Consider the following 263-nt stretch of genomic DNA (forward strand, 5'->3'; position numbering starts at 1 on the left):
AACTCCTTTGCGGGCCTATAGCTCAGTTGGTTAGAGCGCACGCCTGATAAGCGTGAGGTCGGCTGTTCGAGTCAGCCTAGGCCCACCATATATTTCCCCTAGTATGGGGCTGTAGCTCAGTTGGGAGAGCGCCTGCCTTGCAAGCAGGAGGTCATCGGTTCGATCCCGTTCAGCTCCACCAAAAAAGTTTTAAAAAAGCACTTGAAAGTGAACGGGAAGATGTGATACATTATTTTTCGTCACTTTTGAGAAATAGCCAAATT

The 263-nt window shown here is 48.3% G+C and carries 2 tRNA genes; both read left to right on the forward strand.

The features are described 5' to 3' along the window. The first annotated feature begins 11 nt into the window (after positions 1 to 11). Positions 12 to 88, forward strand: a tRNA-Ile gene (locus tag HPY31_RS28570). A 17-nt stretch (positions 89 to 105) separates the two neighbouring features. Continuing rightward, a tRNA-Ala gene (locus HPY31_RS28575) sits at positions 106 to 181 on the forward strand. Positions 182 to 263: the final 82 nt, after the last annotated feature.

Source organism: Brevibacillus sp. HB1.3 (genome assembly GCF_013186635.1).
Taxonomy (GTDB): Bacteria; Bacillota; Bacilli; order Brevibacillales; family Brevibacillaceae; genus Brevibacillus; species Brevibacillus brevis_D.